This window comes from Streptomyces sp. enrichment culture (assembly GCF_964273145.1).
GTDB lineage: Bacteria > Actinomycetota > Actinomycetes > Streptomycetales > Streptomycetaceae > Streptomyces.
The window spans coordinates 5,582,910-5,598,363 of record NZ_OZ186873.1 but is presented as its reverse complement, the minus strand read 5'-3'; the positions used below and the strand labels follow the sequence as shown (position 1 = coordinate 5,598,363).

13 protein-coding genes are annotated in these 15,454 nt (G+C 72.6%); 11 read left to right on the top strand and 2 right to left on the bottom strand.

All coding sequences use genetic code 11. The annotated features are described in order from the left end of the window. Nucleotides 1–101: 101 nt before the first annotated feature. On the bottom strand, nt 102–677 hold the full coding sequence (locus tag ACSU6Z_RS24865; protein WP_437048881.1) for an adenylosuccinate lyase: 576 nt from the start codon (nt 675–677) through the stop codon (nt 102–104). 418 nt (nt 678–1,095) lie between these two features. Between ACSU6Z_RS24865 and ACSU6Z_RS24860 the strand changes: the two genes are divergently transcribed. The 9 genes from ACSU6Z_RS24860 to pssA all read left to right on the top strand — a co-directional run bounded on the left by ACSU6Z_RS24860 (nt 1,096) and on the right by pssA (nt 12,089). Next, complete coding sequence (locus ACSU6Z_RS24860; protein ID WP_437048879.1) at nt 1,096–2,901, top strand: 3-hydroxyacyl-CoA dehydrogenase family protein; 1,806 nt, start codon at nt 1,096–1,098, stop codon at nt 2,899–2,901. Between the two features lie 160 nt (nt 2,902–3,061). Beyond that, the gene (locus tag ACSU6Z_RS24855) at nt 3,062–3,871 is read left to right on the top strand and encodes a TetR family transcriptional regulator (RefSeq protein ID WP_437048877.1); all 810 of its coding nucleotides are present in this window, start codon (nt 3,062–3,064) and stop codon (nt 3,869–3,871) included. Nucleotides 3,872–4,298: 427 nt separating this feature from the next. Beyond that, nucleotides 4,299–5,636, top strand: a complete 1,338-nt coding sequence (ccrA, locus tag ACSU6Z_RS24850) for a crotonyl-CoA carboxylase/reductase (RefSeq protein WP_437050464.1) — start codon at nt 4,299–4,301, stop codon at nt 5,634–5,636. 9 nt (nt 5,637–5,645) lie between these two features. After that, complete coding sequence (locus tag ACSU6Z_RS24845; protein ID WP_437048876.1) at nt 5,646–7,673, top strand: protein meaA; 2,028 nt, start codon at nt 5,646–5,648, stop codon at nt 7,671–7,673. Continuing rightward, nucleotides 7,670–8,686 (top strand): HpcH/HpaI aldolase/citrate lyase family protein, encoded by a 1,017-nt coding sequence (locus ACSU6Z_RS24840; protein WP_437048874.1) that lies wholly within the window; start codon nt 7,670–7,672, stop codon nt 8,684–8,686. Before ACSU6Z_RS24845 ends, ACSU6Z_RS24840 begins: the two co-directional genes overlap by 4 nt. A 5-nt stretch (nt 8,687–8,691) precedes the next feature. Further along, nucleotides 8,692–9,207, top strand: coding sequence for a MaoC family dehydratase (locus ACSU6Z_RS24835; protein ID WP_437050463.1), 516 nt, complete (start codon nt 8,692–8,694; stop codon nt 9,205–9,207). After that, nucleotides 9,207–10,421, top strand: coding sequence for an acyl-CoA dehydrogenase family protein (locus ACSU6Z_RS24830; protein ID WP_437048873.1), 1,215 nt, complete (start codon nt 9,207–9,209; stop codon nt 10,419–10,421). Before ACSU6Z_RS24835 ends, ACSU6Z_RS24830 begins: the two co-directional genes overlap by 1 nt. A gap of 170 nt (nt 10,422–10,591) precedes the next feature. Further along, nucleotides 10,592–11,248 (top strand): phosphatidylserine decarboxylase, encoded by a 657-nt coding sequence (locus ACSU6Z_RS24825; protein WP_437014510.1) that lies wholly within the window; start codon nt 10,592–10,594, stop codon nt 11,246–11,248. 22 nt (nt 11,249–11,270) lie between these two features. Further along, nucleotides 11,271–12,089, top strand: a complete 819-nt coding sequence (gene pssA / locus ACSU6Z_RS24820; RefSeq protein ID WP_044385569.1) for a CDP-diacylglycerol--serine O-phosphatidyltransferase — start codon at nt 11,271–11,273, stop codon at nt 12,087–12,089. 280 nt (nt 12,090–12,369) lie between these two features. Here the strand turns inward: pssA and ACSU6Z_RS24815 are convergent, their stop codons facing one another. Beyond that, nucleotides 12,370–13,521: a glycerate kinase gene (locus tag ACSU6Z_RS24815; protein ID WP_437048871.1), complete on the bottom strand. Its 1,152-nt coding sequence runs from the start codon at nt 13,519–13,521 to the stop codon at nt 12,370–12,372. 145 nt (nt 13,522–13,666) lie between these two features. On the opposite strand from ACSU6Z_RS24815, the gene ACSU6Z_RS24810 reads away from it, so the two are divergent. Beyond that, the gene (locus tag ACSU6Z_RS24810) at nt 13,667–14,737 is read left to right on the top strand and encodes an ADP-ribosylglycohydrolase family protein (RefSeq protein WP_437048869.1); all 1,071 of its coding nucleotides are present in this window, start codon (nt 13,667–13,669) and stop codon (nt 14,735–14,737) included. Nucleotides 14,738–14,874: 137 nt separating this feature from the next. Continuing rightward, the gene (locus tag ACSU6Z_RS24805; RefSeq protein WP_437048867.1) at nt 14,875–15,369 is read left to right on the top strand and encodes an NUDIX domain-containing protein; all 495 of its coding nucleotides are present in this window, start codon (nt 14,875–14,877) and stop codon (nt 15,367–15,369) included. Nucleotides 15,370–15,454 lie beyond the last annotated feature (85 nt).

Here is a 15,454-nt window from a genome sequence, read left to right as displayed (position 1 = left end):
CGGCCCCGGTGCCGCCGAGCGGCGTTGCGAGACCCTCGTCGTGGACGGTACCGCCGTGCCCGGGATCCGCTGCGCCGGGCGGCCGGTGGGCCGGCCCCGCCTCACCGCCGCCCGGGGATCCGCGCCAGCGCCCGTACCGCCGCCTCGGCCAGGGCCGGGTGGGCGAGGGCCTCGTCGAGGACGGGCCGGGCACGGGGGTCGCCGAGCGTCCCGAGGCCCTCGACGCAGGCGAGGGCCACCCGGCGGTAGGGGTCGTGCGGGCGCAGCCGCCGCCGCAGCGTGGTGATCAGCGCGGGCACCGCCTCCGGGGCGCGCAGTTCGACCAGGAGGCGGACCGGGTGGAGGGCGTAGGCGACGCGCAGTTCGTTGGTGGCGAGCGCGGCGGCGGCCCGGGCGGTGCGCGGGTCGCCGAGGCGGGCGAGGGCGTGGGCGGCGGAGGCGCAGCGCGGCGGGTCGCGGTGGTTGAGCAGCAGCACCAGGGCCTCGAAGGCCCGCCGGTCCCCCGCCAGCCCCAGCCGGAACGCGGCCAGTTCCCGGGCCCACAAGGGCTGTCCGGGCTCGGTGAGGACGGCCGCCAGTTCGTCGCGGTCCCCGGTCGCCGCGAGGCGTTCGTACGCCGCCGTGCCCCCGGACTCGGCCCGCAGACGCTCCGTCACCGATCGCAACTCTTCGTCCATGGCACCGAGATTAGGGGGGCCGGCCGCCGGGGGCGCACATCGCGGACGCATCCCGCCAAGGACGGGGGCTGGCGCGCTCGTTACCGGGCGGTTAAGCTCAGACGAGCGAGTCATCCACTCGCGACGCTCCTCGCGGCGGTCTGGTGACGCGGCCGCCACGCGGGGACTCCACCCCCGCCGTCAGGCGGTGGGGGACGTCGGCCCGGTACCTCGGGTACCGCAGTACGGCTCGGCCTCGGGACAGGGCCGGCCGGTCCGGCCGCCGCGCGCGGGCGTGCGCACGCCCCGCCCGACGGCACCGGGCGCGTGCGTTCGCAGCCCGGCGGCACCGCACTCCTCCCGCACGACGCACCCGGTGCGCCCGTCGGCGCACCCGGAGGCGTCCTCCCGTCGTCACCCCTCATTCCTGGAGTCCGCGATGGCCTCTCCCCTGTCCGACACCCCCCTGTCCCCGCTCCGGACCGTCGCCGTCGTCGGCCTCGGCACCATGGGCACCGGCATCGCCGAGGTCCTGGCCGGTGCCGGCCGCGACGTCGTCGGCATCGACATCGGCGAAGCCCAGACCGCGCGGGCCCTCGCCGCGCTGGAGGCCGCCACCGCCCGCGCCGTCGCCCGCGGACGGCTGACCGAGCGGGAGCGCGCGGACGCCCTCGCCCGGGTGCGCACCTCGACCGACCTGCGGGCGGCGGCCGACGCCGACCTGGTGATCGAGGTGGCGCCGGAGTCGTACGAGGTCAAGCAGCAGATATTCCGGGAACTGGACGGCGTCGTGCGGCCGGACACCATCCTCGCGACCGGCACCAACGCCCTGTCCGTCACGCGCCTGGCCGCCGACTCGGCCCGCCCCGAACGGGTGCTGGGCCTGCACTTCTTCAATCCCGCCCCGGCGATGAAACTGGTGGAGGTCGTCTCGTCCGTGCTGACGGCGCCCGCGGCCGTCTCGGCGGTCACCGATCTCGCCCTGGAACTGGGCAAGGAGCCCGTCGCGGTCGGCGACCGGCCCGGTTTCGTCGCCGACGGGCTGCTGTTCGGCTACCTCAACCAGGCCGCGGCGATGTACGAGGCGAAGTACGCCTCCCGCGAGGACATCGACGCCGCGATGCGGCTGGGCTGCGGGCTGCCGATGGGTCCGCTCGCCCTGCTCGACCTCATCGGCATCGACACCGCGCGCACCGTCCTGGAGGCCATGTACGCCGCCTCCCGCGACCGGCTGCACGCCCCGGCCCCGATCCTGCGGCAGCTCGGCGAGGCGGGGCTGACGGGCCGCAAGGCGGGGCGCGGTTTCTACACCTACGAGGCGCCCGGCAGTCCGGTCGCGGTGCCGGACGCGCTGACACCGCGGCAGGACGGCCCGCGGGTTCCCGGACGCTCCGTGCGTTCGGTCGGGGTGGCGGGCTCGGGCACCATGGCGTCCGGCATCGCGGAGGTCTTCGCCAAGGCCGGGTACGAGGTGGTCCTCGCCGCCCGCAGCGCGGAGAAGGCCGAGGCCGCCAAGGCCCGCATCGGCGCCTCCCTGGCCCGCTCCGCCGGCAAGGGCCGGCTGACCGCCGAGGCCGCCGCACGGGCCCTGGACCGGATCCGGCCCACCGGCACCTACGACGACTTCGCCGACGTCGGCCTGGCGGTGGAGGCCGTCGCGGAGGACCTGGAGGTCAAGCGGCAGCTGTTCGCCGCGCTGGACAAGGTGTGCCGGCCGGGCGCCGTCCTGGCCACCACCACCTCCTCCCTCCCGGTGGTCTCCTGCGCCCGCGCCACCTCGCGCCCGCAGGACGTGGTGGGCATGCACTTCTTCAACCCGGCCCCGGCGATGAGGCTGGTGGAGGTGGTCCGCACCGTGCTGACGGCGGACGACGCGCACGCCACCGTCCGCGAGGTCTGCGCCGCGATCGGGAAGCACCCCGTGGACTGCGGGGACCGGGCCGGGTTCATCGTGAACGCGCTGCTGTTCCCGTACCTGAACAACGCGGTGAAGATGGTGCAGGAGCACTACGCCTCGCTCGACGACATCGACACGGCGATGAGGCTGGGCGGCGGCTACCCGATGGGCCCCTTCGAGCTGCTGGACGTCGTCGGGCTGGACGTCTCGCTGGCCATCGAGAAGGTCCTGCACCGCGAGTTCCGCGACCCGGGGCTCGCGCCGGCGCCGCTGTTGGAGCACCTGGTGGCCGCGGGCTGCCTCGGCCGCAAGACCGGCCGGGGCTTTCGCGAGCATGCCAGGCGCTGAGCGGTCCGGCGACCGGTTCCGGCCCGGTGACGGCCGGGGCGGGCCGCCGGCCCCGGGCGGGCGGTCCGCGCCCGCCCGGGGCACCCCTCCCCCGCCCCCCGGACTCCGGACGGGCCCCGGTCATGCGCACCGAGCTGCGCACATGCAGTACGTTCGGGGCATGTCCCAGCCCGCCAAGTCCTCACGTACACCAGCCGCGCCCGACGCGCCGGAGAGCACCGCGGGCGGCCGCGCCGCCGCCCAGCGGCTGAAAATGCGCCGGGAACTGGCGGCGGCGGCGATGGAGCTGTTCGCGACCAAGGGGTACGAGGCGACCACCGTCGACGAGATCGCGGCCCAGGCCGGGGTCGCCCGCCGCACCTTCTTCCGCCACTTCCGCTCCAAGGAGGAGGCGATCTTCCCGGACCACGACGACACCCTGGTGCGCGCCGAGGCCGTGCTCAACGCCGCGCCCGCGCACGAGCACCCGCTCGACACGGTGTGCCGCGGCATCAAGGAAGTCATGAAGATGTACGCGGCCCGCCCGGAGATCTCGGTCGCCCGCTACAAGCTCACGCGCGAGGTGCCCGCCCTGCGCGAGGCGGAGATCGCGTCGGTGGCCCGCTACGAGCGCCTCTTCACCCGCTACCTGCTCGGCCACTTCGACGAGCACGCGCACGCCGACGACGCCAACGACGACCCGCTGCTGGCGGAGGTCGCCGCCTCCGCCGTGGTCACCGCCCACAACCACGTCCTGCGGCGCTGGCTGCGGGCGGGCGGGCAGGGCGACGTGGAGGCCCAGCTCGACCACGCCTTCGCGATCGTGCGCAAGACGTTCGGCACGGGCATCATGGCGGGCCGCACCGCGGCCCCGCGGCCGGCCGCCGCGACCGCCTCCGCCCGGGGCGAGGTGCTGGTGACCGTGGCCCGCACCGACGCCCCGCTCGACGAGGTCATGCGCACGATCGAGCAGGCGCTCAAGGACCGCTGAGCCCGCGTCCCCGCGCCGCGAGCCGTGAGGACGGCCACCCCGCAGGGGTGGCCGTTTCGTCATGCCCTGGGCCGTTTTCCGGCCGCTCACCGCCCCCTTCGATCGATCATCGCTCATCTGATGCGTAAAGATTTCATCTGAGAGCAATTACTGGCACCCAGTGCCTTGCGGGCTGACACAGGGTGCCATACGTTGAAGGTGTCCGGGCGGCCGGAGCGCAGCGACCCACCGCGCGCCGGCTGTCCCCGCGGGCCTTCGGCCCACGCGCCCGGACGCCTGCGTCACAGGCACCCTCCCGCGCCACAAAGCGCCGCCGAACCGCTCCACCCGCCGGACCGACGGCCCCCTCACACCACCTCAGCAGCACCGCCGCAACCCTCGGCGCCCCTTGCCCGGGACGCTCATCGCCGGAGGCAACACCGTGACCATGAAGGACATCCTGGCCGCGATCCAGTCGCCCGACTCCACGCCGGCCGACTTCGCCGCCCTGCCGCTCCCCGAGTCCTACCGCGCCATCACCGTCCACAAGGACGAGGTCGAGATGTTCGCGGGCCTGGACACCCGCGACAAGGACCCGCGCAAGTCCATCCACCTGGACGAGGTCCCGGTGCCCGAACTCGGGCCGGGCGAGGCCCTGGTGGCCGTCATGGCCTCCTCGGTCAACTACAACTCGGTGTGGACCTCGATCTTCGAGCCGGTGCCGACCTTCGCCTTCCTGGAGCGCTACGGCAGGCTCTCGCCGCTGACCAGGCGCCACGACCTGCCGTACCACGTCATCGGCTCCGACCTCGCGGGCGTCGTCCTGCGCACCGGCCCCGGCGTCAACGCCTGGAGGCCCGGCGACGAGGTCGTCGCCCACTGCCTGTCCGTGGAGCTGGAGTCCCCCGACGGCCACGACGACACCATGCTCGACCCCGAGCAGCGCATCTGGGGCTTCGAGACGAACTTCGGCGGACTGGCGGAGATCGCGCTGGTGAAGACCAACCAGCTCATGCCGAAGCCGGACCACCTGTCCTGGGAGGAGGCGGCCGCCCCCGGCCTGGTCAACTCCACCGCCTACCGGCAGCTCGTCTCCCGCAACGGCGCGGCGATGAAGCAGGGCGACAACGTCCTGATCTGGGGCGCGAGCGGCGGGCTCGGCTCCTACGCCACGCAGTTCGCCCTCGCCGGCGGAGCGACCCCCATCTGCGTCGTCTCCTCGCCGCAGAAGGCGGAGATCTGCCGGAAGATGGGCGCCGAACTGATCATCGACCGCACCGCCGAGGACTACCGGTTCTGGAAGGACGAGCACACCCAGGACCCCAAGGAGTGGAAGCGGTTCGGCAAGCGCATCCGCGAGCTGACCGGCGGCGAGGACGTCGACATCGTCTTCGAGCACCCGGGGCGGGAGACCTTCGGCGCCTCCGTCTACGTCACCCGCAAGGGCGGCACGATCGTCACCTGCGCCTCCACCTCCGGCTACCTGCACCAGTACGACAACCGCTACCTGTGGATGTCCCTGAAGCGGATCATCGGCTCCCACTTCGCCAACTACCGCGAGGCGTACGAGGCCAACCGCCTCATCGCCAAGGGGAAGATCCACCCCACCCTGTCCAGGGTCTACCCGCTGGAGGAGACCGGCCAGGCCGCCCACGACGTCCACCGCAACGCCCACCAGGGCAAGGTCGGCGTGCTGTGCCTCGCCCCCGAGGAGGGCCTGGGCGTGCGCGACCACGAGACGCGCGCGCGGCACCTCGACGCCATCAACCGCTTCCGGAACGTCTGAGGGGCGCAGATGACAGAGCGCCAGAAGGACCGGCCGTGGCTCATGCGGACCTACGCGGGGCACTCGACCGCCGAGGCCTCCAACGAGCTGTACCGGCGCAACCTCGCCAAGGGCCAGACGGGTCTGTCGGTGGCGTTCGACCTGCCGACGCAGACCGGCTACGACCCCGACCACGTCCTCGCCCGCGGCGAGGTCGGCCGGGTCGGGGTGCCCGTCGCGCACCTCGGCGACATGCGCCGGCTGTTCCGGGACATCCCCCTGGAGCGGACGAACACCTCGATGACCATCAACGCCACGGCCATGTGGCTGCTGGCGCTCTACCAGGTCGTCGCGGAGGAGCAGGGCGCGGACGTCGGCACGCTCCAGGGGACGACCCAGAACGACATCGTCAAGGAGTACCTGTCGCGCGGGACGCACGTCTTCCCGCCCGGGCCCTCCCTCCGCCTGACGACGGACATGATCGCGTACACGGTCTCCCACCTCCCGAAGTGGAACCCGATCAACATCTGCAGCTACCACCTGCAGGAGGCGGGCGCCACGCCGGTGCAGGAGATCGCGTACGCGATGTCGACGGCGATCGCCGTCCTGGACGCCGTGCGCGACGGCGGCCAGGTGCCGCAGGAGCGCATGGGCGACGTCGTCGGCCGGATCTCCTTCTTCGTGAACGCCGGCGTCCGCTTCATCGAGGAGATGTGCAAGATGCGCGCCTTCGGCCGCATCTGGGACGAGGTCACGCGGGAGAGGTACGGCATCGAGGACCCCAAGCACCGCCGCTTCCGCTACGGCGTCCAGGTCAACTCCCTCGGCCTGACCGAGGCCCAGCCGGAGAACAACGTCCAGCGGATCGTGCTGGAGATGCTCGCCGTGACCCTCTCCAAGGACGCACGCGCGCGTGCCGTGCAGCTCCCCGCCTGGAACGAGGCCCTCGGCCTGCCCCGCCCCTGGGACCAGCAGTGGTCGCTGCGCATCCAGCAGGTGCTGGCGTACGAGAGCGACCTGCTGGAGTACGACGACATCTTCGAGGGCTCGAAGGTGATCGAGGCGAAGGTGGACGAGCTGGCGCGGGCCGCGCTCGCCGAGATGGACCGGATCGAGGAGATGGGCGGCGCGCTGGCCGCCGTCGAGTCCGGTTACCTCAAGTCGCAGCTGGTCGCCTCGCACGCGGCGCGCCGGGCCCGGATCGAGTCCGGCCAGGAGAGGATCGTCGGCGTCAACGTCTTCGAGTCGACCGAACCGAACCCGCTGACCGCCGACCTGGACACCGCGATCCAGACGGTGGACCCGGCGGTGGAGGAACAGGTGATCGAGTCGTTGCGGCACTGGCGGGACACCCGCTACCAGCCGCCCTTCAACCACCCGCGCCCCTGCAAGGCGCTGGAACGGCTGAAGGAGGCCGCGCGCGGCACCGAGAACCTCATGGAGGCCACCTTGGAGTGCGCCCGCGCGGGCGTCACGACCGGCGAGTGGGCCGGGGCCCTGCGCGAGGTGTTCGGCGAGTTCCGGGCGCCGACCGGGGTCTCGTCCGCGCCCGTGGCGGTCCCCGCCGGGGAGGGCTCCAAGCTGTCCGAGGTGCGCCGCAAGGTGGAGCTGACCGCCCGGGACCTCGGCGTCGGCAAGCTGCGCTTCCTGGTCGGCAAGCCGGGCCTGGACGGGCACTCCAACGGCGCCGAGCAGATCGCCGTACGGGCCCGCGACGCCGGCTTCGAGGTGGTCTACCAGGGCATCCGGCTCACCCCGGAGCAGATCGTGGACGCGGCCCTGGCGGAGGACGTGCACGCGGTGGGCCTGTCCGTCCTCTCCGGCTCGCACGCGCGGCTCGTCCCCGACGTGCTGGAGCGGCTCCGTGTGGCCGGTGCCACAGATATACCGGTGATCGCCGGTGGCATCATCCCAAGCGGTGACGCCGAACTGCTGCGGGCCGCCGGAGTGGCCGCGGTCTTCACCCCGAAGGACTTCGACATCACCGGCATCATCGGCCGGATCGTGGACGAGATCCGGAACGCGAACAAGCTCGACCCCCTGGAGGTCCCCGCATGACCGCCCACCCGTCGCCCGCCCCCGCCCTCCCCACGGGCGGCTCCGCCGCATCCCCTTCCGTCGACCGCCTCCGCCCCCGGCGCTCCTGCCTGGCGGTACCGGGCTCGAACCCGCGCTTCCTGGAGAAGGCCCAGGGCCTCCCGGCGGACCAGGTCTTCCTGGACCTGGAGGACGCGTGCGCGCCGCTCGCCAAGCCGGAGGCGCGGCACACCATCGTGAAGTTCCTCAACGAGGGCGACTGGACCGGCAAGACGCGGGTCGTGCGCGTCAACGACTGGACGACGGAGTGGACGTACCGGGACGTCGTCACGGTCGTCGAGGGCGCCGGCCCCAACCTGGACTGCATCATGCTGCCGAAGGTGCAGGACGCCCAGCAGATCGTCGCCCTCGACCTCCTCCTCACCCAGATCGAGAAGACCATGGGCTTCGAGGTGGGCCGAATCGGCATCGAGGCGCAGATCGAGAACGCCCGCGGCCTGAACAACGTCAACGAGATCGCGCAGGCCTCCCCGCGCCTGGAGACGATCGTCTTCGGCCCGGCCGACTTCATGGCGTCGATCAACATGAAGTCGCTGGTCGTGGGCGAGCAGCCGCCCGGCTACCCGGCCGACGCCTACCACTACATCCTGATGAGGATCCTGATGGCCGCCCGCGCCAACGACCTCCAGGCGATCGACGGCCCCTACCTCCAGATCCGCAACGTCGACGGCTTCCGCGAGGTCGCCGGCCGCGCCGCCGCCCTCGGCTTCGACGGCAAGTGGGTGCTGCACCCCGGTCAGATCGAGGCCGCCAACGAGGTCTTCTCGCCCTCGCAGGAGGACTACGACCACGCCGAGCTGATCCTGGACGCGTACGCGTACCACACCTCCGAGGCGGGCGGCAAGAAGGGCTCCGCGATGCTCGGCGACGAGATGATCGACGAGGCCAGCCGCAAGATGGCCCTGGTCGTCGCGGGCAAGGGCCGCGCCGCCGGCATGAAGCGCACCAGCACGTTCGAGATCCCGGAGGCGTGAGCGCGATGCGGTTCGGACGCACCTACGAGGAGTTCGAGGTCGGGGCGGTGTACAAGCACTGGCCGGGCAAGACGGTCACGGAGTACGACGACCACCTCTTCTGCCTCCTCACCATGAACCACCACCCGCTCCACCTGGACTCCCACTACGCCGAGAGCACGACCGACTTCGGCAGGAACGTGGTGGTCGGGAACTACGTCTACTCCCTCCTGCTCGGCATGAGCGTGCCGGACGTCTCCGGCAAGGCCATCGCCAATTTGGAGATCGAGTCGCTCAGGCACGTGGCGCCGACCTTCCACGGCGACACGATCTACGGCGAGACGACCGTGCTGGACAAGTGGCCCTCGAAGTCGAAGGGCGACCGCGGCATCGTCCACGTCGAGACCAAGGGCTACAAACAGGACGGCACCCTGGTGTGCGTCTTCCGCCGCAAGGTGATGGTACCGACCGAGACGTACGTCAAGGAGCGCGGCGGCGAGCAGCCGGGCCGCCCCGAGCCGATGGAACAGGGGAAGCGGTGATGGCCCGACTCGCACAGACCTCCGGTCTGACCGACGTCCAGCAGGAGATCCTCTCCACCGTCCGGGACTTCGTCGACAAGGAGATCATCCCGGTCGCGACCGAGCTGGAGCACCGCGACGAGTACCCGCAGGCGATCGTGGACGGCCTGAGGGAGCTGGGCCTGTTCGGCCTGATGATCCCCGAGGAGTACGGGGGCCTGGGCGAGTCGCTGCTGACGTACGCCCTGTGCGTGGAGGAGATCGCCCGCGGCTGGATGTCGGTGTCCGGCATCATCAACACGCACTTCATCGTGGCGTACATGCTCAGGCAGCACGGCACGCAGGAGCAGAAGGACCACTTCCTGCCGAGGATGGCCACCGGAGACGTCCGGGGCGCCTTCTCGATGTCGGAGCCGGGCCTGGGCTCGGACGTGTCGGCGATCACGTCGAAGGCGGTCAGGGACGGCGACGAGTACGTCCTGACCGGCCAGAAGATGTGGCTGACCAACGGCGGCACCTCGTCGCTGGTGGCCGTCCTGGTCCGCAGTGACGAGGGTCACGCGCCCTCGGAGGCGGCCGCGGCCCCGCACAGGTCGATGACGACCTTCCTGGTGGAGAAGGAGCCCGGCTTCGGGGAGGTCCGCCCCGGACTCACCATCCCGGGCAAGATCGAGAAGATGGGCTACAAGGGGGTCGACACCACCGAGCTCATCATGGACGGTCTGCGCGTTCCGGCCGATCGGGTGCTCGGCGGGGAGACCGGCCGAGGTTTTTACCAAATGATGGACGGCGTGGAGGTGGGCCGGGTCAATGTGGCGGCGCGCGGCTGCGGCGTCGCTCGGCGCGCCTTCGAGCTGGGTGTCCGGTACGCCCAGCAGCGTCACGCTTTCGGCAGGCCGATCGCGCAGCACCAGGCGATCCAGTTCAAGCTCGCCGAGATGGCCACCAAAGTGGAGGCCGCTCATGCGATGATGGTGAACGCGGCACGCAAAAAGGACTCCGGGGAACGAAACGACCTTGAGGCAGGGATGGCGAAGTACCTCGCTTCCGAGTACTGCAAAGAGGTCGTGGAGGACTCCTTCCGGATCCACGGCGGCTACGGCTTCTCCAAGGAGTACGAGATCGAGCGCCTCTACCGCGAGGCACCGATGCTGCTCATCGGCGAAGGGACCGCAGAGATCCAGAAAATGATCATCGGCCGCAGGTTGCTCGAAGAGTATCGATTCCAGGGCTAGATGTCCGGTTACGGGGTGTTTTCTTGGAGAAGAAGATCACACCCCGTAGGCGCTCTTCGGCCGCCGACTCCGCTTCCTGACTTACCCAGTTGTCGCCCCGAGCCGCTACGATCGCCGGAAAGCCGCCGTCCCCCGTCGAAGCGCGGCATCATCCGCTACGAAGGTCATCCATGCCCCACAGCCAAACCTCTGCACCTCGCGACAGCCTGGCCGGCGTACGCCTCGCGCGCGGAGCATCGCCGTGGCTCCTCCCGACCGTCGCCACCGCGGCCGTCAGCCTGGCCCGCGCACGCCGCTCCGGCGCCGCCAAGGCCATCGCCGTCCCCGCCACCGCGCTCGCGGCGGGGATGCTGTGGTTCTTCCGCGACCCCGAGCGCGAGATCGCCCAGGGCCGGGTCATCTCACCCGCCGACGGTGTGGTGCAGAGCATCATGCCGTGGAAGGACGGACGCACCCGCGTCGCGATCTTCATGAGCCCGCTCAACGTCCACGTCAACCGTGCGCCGCTGGCCGGCACGGTGACGTCGGTCGAGCACATCCCGGGCGGCTTCGTTCCCGCTTTCAACAAGGAGAGCGAGAACAACGAGCGGGTCGTCTGGCACTTCGACACCGAGCTCGGCGACATCGAGATGATCCAGATCGCCGGCGCGGTGGCCCGCCGCATCGTCCCCTACCTGCCCGAGGGCACCAAGGTCGAGCAGGGCGAGCGGATCGGGCTGATCCGTTTCGGCTCGCGCGTCGACCTCTACCTGCCCGAGGGCGTGGAGGTCGCGGTCGAGGTCGGCCAGAAGACCGTGGCAGGGGTGACTCGCATTGACCGTGATTGATCCGCAGACCCAGACGGGCTGGGTGCCCGAGGCCGCCGAGGCGGACGACGAGGAGGAGATGCCCCTCTCGCTGCGCCTGTCGATAGCGGACACCCTCACCCTGGGCAACGCCACGTGCGGCTTCATGGCGGTGTACTTCACCACCACCGGCATCCTGATCCCGCACCTGTCGGGCAGCCAGGAGACGGGCATGGCCCGGCACAGCGCGGCCACCGCGGTCATCCTGATGCTGTGCGCGGCGGTCTTCGACCTGTTCGACGGCCTGGTGGCGCGCAAGCTGCGCAGTTCGCCGATGGGCGCCGAGCTGGACAACCTGTCCGACCTGATCAGCTTCGGCCTGGCCCCGGCGTACTTCGTCCTGGTCTACGGCATGGTCGCGGACGACGCCCACCAGCGGGTGGCGGCGGTCGGCGCGATCGTGGTGCTCCTGGCGGTGGTGCTCAGGCTCGCGAGATTCTCGTGCGTCACCGTCAAGGACGGCACGTTCCAGGGCATGCCGTCGCCGTTCGGCGCGCTGACGGTCGTGTCGATCGTGCTGCTGGAGCTGCCCTTCGTGGCGACGGTCCTCGCCGTCCTCGGCACGGCCTGGCTGATGGTGAGCCGGGTGGAGTACCCCAAGCCGCGGGGTCGCCTCGCGGTGGCGATGCTCTCCTGGATCGTGCTGTCGATGGGTCTGCTGGCCGCCTGGGCCTTCGACGCCCCGAGCGGCCAGCTGCTGCTCCAGACCGGCTGTGCGCTGCAGCTGGTGATGGGCGCGGTGATCCCGCTGTTCGCCACGGCCCGCCGGGTGAACAACTTTCGCGACAACCGGCGCGAGGCGCGGGCGGCACAGCTGCCGTAGCGCTCCGCTGCGAAGGGCCCCGGACCGACTCGGTCCGGGGCCCTTCGCTTGTCCGCGTATCTCCGCGTGTCCGGCGTGGACGGACCCCGCCGGAGGCGGGCGGTCCCGGACCCCCGCGCCCGTGCCCGCCCACCGCTCGTCCCGGTCGGACGACACGGGACCCTCGGGAGCGGCCGGCCCGTCCGGCGTTCGCGGACGGGGCCCCCGGGGGCCGGAGCGGCCCCGAGCGGGCTCCGGGAAAGGGCGGCGGGGGAGGACACCCCGGCGCCGGCCGGAGCCGTCAGGCCAGGAAGTCCCGCGCGATGTCCTGCGCGACCCGCTCCAGGATCGAACCGGCCTGCGCGATGCACTTCTCCACGTCCGGCTCGATCCCCGTCAGCGGGTACGCCCGGCGGATCCCGGCCCGGCCCAGCGCCTCCGCGGGCAGGGCGAGGCGGCCGCAGACCGCGACGACCTCCTTGCCCGCGGCCCGCGCCGCGGCGGCGACACCGGCCGGGGCCTTGCCGTGCAGGGTCTGCTCGTCCAGGGAGCCCTCCCCGGTGATCACCAGGTCCGCGCGCTCCAGCGCCGGGGCGAAGCCGAGGACGTCGAGCATCACCTCGATGCCGGGGCGGAAGCGGGCGCCGATGAGGAGCGCGCCGTAGCCGATGCCGCCCGCCGCGCCCGCGCCCGGGGAGGCGGCGCACTCGGCCGCCTTCGCGCCCACGGCGTCCTCCAGGACCTTCGCGTAGTGCGTGAGGGCCGCGTCCAGCGCCTCCACGTCGTCCGGCGAGGCGCCCTTCTGCGGCCCGTAGACCGCCGGGGCTCCCTTCGGGCCGGTCAGCGGGTTGTCGACGTCGCTCGCGAGCACCAGCTCGACGGAGGCGAGGCGCGGGTCGAGGCCGGACAGGTCGGCCGTGGCCAGCTCCGCGAGACCCCCGCCGCCCGGTGCCACCGGCTCCCCCCGCGCGTTCAGGAACCGCGCCCCGAGCGCCGTCAGCATGCCGGCTCCGCCGTCCGTGGTGGCGCTGCCGCCGACGCCGAAGACGAGGGTGCGCGCGCCCGCGTCCAGGGCGGCCCTCAGCAGCTCGCCGGAGCCGTACGTGGAGGCCGTCAGCGGGGCGAGGACACCGGCCGGCAGCCGCTGCAGCCCGCTCGCCTCGGCCATCTCGACGACCGCGGTGTCGCCGCGCAGCGCGAACGCCGCCGTCACCTGGCCGCCGAGCGGCCCGGCGACGCGCACCTCGCGCCGCTCGAACCCGGCCGCGACCGCCGCGGCCACGGTCCCGTCACCGCCGTCGGCCACCGGCAGGGCCTCGACCCGCAGGCCGGGCACGACCCGGCGCAGCCCGGCCGTGACCCGCTCGGCGACCTCGACGGCCGTCAGCGACCCCTTGAACTTGTCCGCGGCGACGAGGACCCCGCGGGCCCCCTCCCGTGCAGCGTCCGCCACTTGCCTTCCCCTCGCTCTCCGGGCCCCGCGCGCATCCGTGTGCGCCGGGGCCAGTCGCGCCGCTGTGACCTTAACCGGAGGACGCCCCCGCCGTCATGCCCCTGCCCAGCCCCTGGACCGGCCCGGATGCGGGTACACCATCACCATGACCTCTGTGAGCGGAGAGCCGGACCTCGCCGACCGCGTCCTCGGCGGCTGGCTGGGCCGGATCGCGGGCAACATGCTCGGCAAGCCGGTCGAGCAGGGCGAGGTGTGGACGCGTGAGCGCATCGACCGCTATCTGCGGCGGGCCGGCGCCCTCCCCCTGACCGACTACCTGCCCGAGCCGGCCGACGAGGCCGACGCGCTCGACATGCGCCCGGAGTGGCGCGGCTGCGTGCGCGGACGCGTCCACGGCAGCTGCCGCGACGACGACGTCGACTACGCCGTCCTCGGCCTGCACCTGCTGGAGACGCACGGCTTCGGCTTCACCACCGAGCAGGTCGGCGACCTGTGGCTGCTGCGACTGCCGTACCTGCAGACGTTCACGGCGGAACGTGCGGCGTACCGCAACCTCGCCAACGGGCTGAAGCCGCCCCTGACCGCCACGTACGACAACCCGTACCAGGAGTGGATCGGCGCGCTGATCCGTGCCGACATCCACGGCTGGACCTGCCCCGGCGAGCCCGGCCGCGCCGCCCTGCTCACCCGCCGGGACGCGGTGCTGTCGCACACCGGCAACGGGGTGTACGGCGCGATGTGGGCGGCGGCGCTGATCTCGGCGGCGTTCACGGCGGCGACCGTGCGCGAGGCGGTGGAGCGGGCGCTGGCCGTGGTCCCGGCGGGCAGCCGCCTCGCGCGCGCCGTGCGCCGGGTGGTCTCGCTCCACGACACGCGGATGACGTGGGAGGACACCCTCACCACCGTGTCCGAGGAGACGGCGGGGTTCGACTGGATCCACGTCGTGCCCAACGCCGCCGTCCTCACCGCCGGGCTGCTGTACGGTGGCGGCGACTTCACCCGCACCATCGCCCTGACCGTCCGCGGCGGCCTGGACACCGACTCCAACGGGGCGACCGCGGGTTCGGTGGCCGGGGTGTTCGGCGGGGCCTCGGCCATCCCCGACCAGTGGAAGGAACCGCTGCGGGACACGGTCCGCAGCGCGGTGTTCGGCTTCGACGGCGTACGGATCAGCGAGCTGGCGGAGCGGACGCTGCGGCTGGCCGGCGGTGCCTGACGGCCCGTGCCGCTCGCGCGGCGCGCCGTACGCCCGGGTGGTGCGGCGCGGGGAATCCGCTCCCCGAGCCTCCCGAGCTCCCCGAACCGCGCGGTGAGCCGGGGAGACGGTCCGGGCCGTCTGGTTACCCTTCCTGGATGACCACGACTCAGGACTTCGCCACGTACATCGCGGGTCTGCCCCGCGTCCTCGCCGGTGCCGCCGCCCTCTTCCGGGACGCCGAGGGCCGCGTGCTGCTCGTCGAGCCCAACTACCGCGACGGGTGGGCGCTGCCGGGCGGCACCATCGAGTCCGACGACGGCGAGACCCCGCGGCAGGGCGCGCGGCGGGAGACCGCCGAGGAGATCGGCCTGGACGTCCCGCTGGGCCGGCTGCTGGCGGTGGACTGGGTGGCCGGCACGGACCGGCCGCCGCTGGTGGCGTACCTGTACGACGGCGGAGTCCTCGGCGAGGAGGACCTCAAGGCGATCCGCCTCCAGGAGGAGGAGCTGCTGTCCTGGCGGCTCGTGCCGCGCGAGGAGCTGGCCGAGTACCTGCCGGGCGCCCTCGGCCGCCGGGTCCTGGCGGGCTTGGACGTCCTGGCGGACGGCTCGGGCACGGCGGAGCTGGAGAACGGCCACCGGGTCGGCTGACTCCGGCGGCTCGGCCCTCGGTGTCGCGGGGCCGGGCGGTCGGCACTCCCGCAGCGCCTCGTCCCGCTCGGCGGCCCCCGCCCCG